The 1,994-nt window shown below is 60.6% G+C and carries 2 protein-coding genes and 1 pseudogene; 1 reads left to right on the top strand and 2 read right to left on the bottom strand.

The annotated features are described in order from the left end of the window. Positions 1-221: helix-turn-helix domain-containing protein (locus tag DW171_RS09995; RefSeq protein WP_147357361.1), on the bottom strand; the 221-nt coding region annotated here is incomplete at its 3' end. Positions 222-571: 350 nt separating this feature from the next. Between DW171_RS09995 and DW171_RS09990 the strand changes: the two genes are divergently transcribed. Next, positions 572-1,645 (top strand): helix-turn-helix transcriptional regulator, encoded by a 1,074-nt coding sequence (locus DW171_RS09990; protein WP_117786966.1) that lies wholly within the window; start codon positions 572-574, stop codon positions 1,643-1,645. A gap of 142 nt (positions 1,646-1,787) precedes the next feature. On the opposite strand, the pseudogene DW171_RS09985 reads toward DW171_RS09990, so the two are convergent. After that, positions 1,788-1,994, bottom strand: a pseudogene (locus DW171_RS09985) (XRE family transcriptional regulator); the annotation flags it as partial.

Raw genomic sequence — 1,994 nt, 5'->3', positions numbered from 1 at the left:
CGGCGAGCTGTTCTTGGGAGAGCCCCATCGCCTCGCGCCTCGTCTTTGCTCACCGGCACGTCGAGCGTCTCACCGAGGGCGACGAGCATCTCCGCGTCGGGCACCGAGAGCCCGCGTTCCCATTTGGAAACCGTCTGCCTCACCACGTTCGGCTTGAGCGCGAGCTCCTCCTGCGATAGCCCTTTCGATTTCCTGAGGGCCTGGATGTTCTCGTTCAGCATGGTGGATCCTTTCTCTCGCCCGGTTCCTACGTTACCGCAATGCTGCCCGCAGATGGTCCGTTGCCGCAAGCAACGGGTCGTAACATCGGCGGGGATTGTTTGAGTTCACAGGGGATGCAAGCTCCTTATAATATGACGTCCATTTAATCTACCTGCGGTTTGCAACCATAGGGTGCCTGCAGGTTGCGTAAAATGAAGCCTCAAGTTGGTGGTTTCCGCCATGTGGCTACCGTAGTGTGTAAGTCGCCGGCAGGAAAGCACCGAACGCTGGGATGCCGCGCCCGCGCCGTCGCCGTGAGCCAAGATCATGACGCCCGAGCGGTCGCTCCCAGCCAACGAGAGGACCTACTATGAGCTTCCGTACCAACCTTCAGTATCTGCGCGCCGAGCGCCATATGACCCAGGAGCAGCTCGCCATGCTGCTTGGGGTGTCCCGCCAGTCCGTCACCAAGTGGGAGGCCGAGAAGTCCTACCCGGAGATGGATAAGCTCATCAAAATGTGCCAGATTTTCGAGTGCTCGCTCGATGACCTGGTGCAGGGTGACCTTACCGATCGCGCTCCGGCACCCGCCGTCGCTACCGTGCCGCCCGGTCCCGCGACGGATGTGTGTGGCTATGACGACCACATGCGCTCGTTTGCCAAGCGAGTTCCCACGGGTGTCGCCGCGTTTATCCTGGGCGTTGTGGGGCTCGTGCTTTTTGAGGAAGGGACGGCTCTGCGCGGCCTGTTCAATAGCAGTATGGCTGCAAGTTGGGGCGAGCTTCTGGGGCTGGCCGCCCTGTTCTCCGGCGTGCTTGTGGGCATTGGCATCTTGGTTTCTGCTGGCATGGAGCACTCTGCTTTTGTGAAGGCGCATCCCTTTATCGAGGATTTTTATACTGACGATGATCGTCTTCAGGCGCGCCAGGTGCTGGTACGCGGGTTGGTTACCGGGCTCATGCTCATCATGATTGGGGTTCTGCTGGGCAACTTCATCGAGCATGAGTCTGGCGCGGAGGCTCCTGCGGGCGCTGCGCTGCTCGCCCTGGTCGCGGTGGGCGTATGGCTGATTGTCCATGCGGGCATGATGTACGGTCGCGTGGATATCGATGAGTACAACCGCGATGCGGTCGAGGAACTCGAGGTTGAGGACATCGCCCGCATCGATGTTCCCGAAGCGGTGCGCAACGAGCTGCGCTCCGCAAAGCGCACGCACGAGAAGATCGAGGCTGCTTGCGGTGTCATCATGCTCGTTTCCACCATCGTTGCGCTGAGTTGGCTGTTTTTGGGTCCTTCGTTCGCTGGGACCACATGGGACGCCATCGGTAGTGGGCGTCAGGCGGCCGATTCCATCGTCGGCTACTTTTGGCTGCCTTGGCCAATTGGAGGCATTCTCTGCGGCATCGTCAGCATTCTCATGAAGGCCTTCGGAAGGGACCGTTGAGTAGCTGGAATTTTACTAGTGCTTGCAGTCAATTTGAAGTCTTCGGCTGCGGGCACCTTCGAGTCCGCATCACGAGCGCACGCCGCCGCCCAAAAGCGCTGATTCTTGACGCGCGTGATGCGGACTTCGGCAGATGCTGCCTCTAGTTCAGCAACCCCCACACGGCAAAGCCGAGTGCTCCGCCGATGGCGGCCGCGGCGATGAAAGTCAGCAAGTCGTACGCCAGTCGATGCTTCGTCGGCCACGCGCGGCGGGGGAGTGCCCGCGGATCGCGCTCGATGTTCGCCTCGCCGTTCATGAAGGCGAGGATCTCGCGGTATGTCACCAGGTCGTTCTCGCGCTTGATGCG

The organism is Collinsella sp. AM15-2 (assembly GCF_003471985.1).
Taxonomy (GTDB): Bacteria; Actinomycetota; Coriobacteriia; order Coriobacteriales; family Coriobacteriaceae; genus Collinsella.
Note: the sequence above shows the minus strand (reverse complement) of the source record. Positions and strands in the feature narration are given on the sequence as shown.

What these genes read in the sequence shown, in the direction of transcription:
- DW171_RS09990 (WP_117786966.1), top strand. Translation starts at nt 572, where the DNA reads ATGAGCTTCCGTACCAACCTTCAGTATCTGCGCGCCGAGCGCCATATG.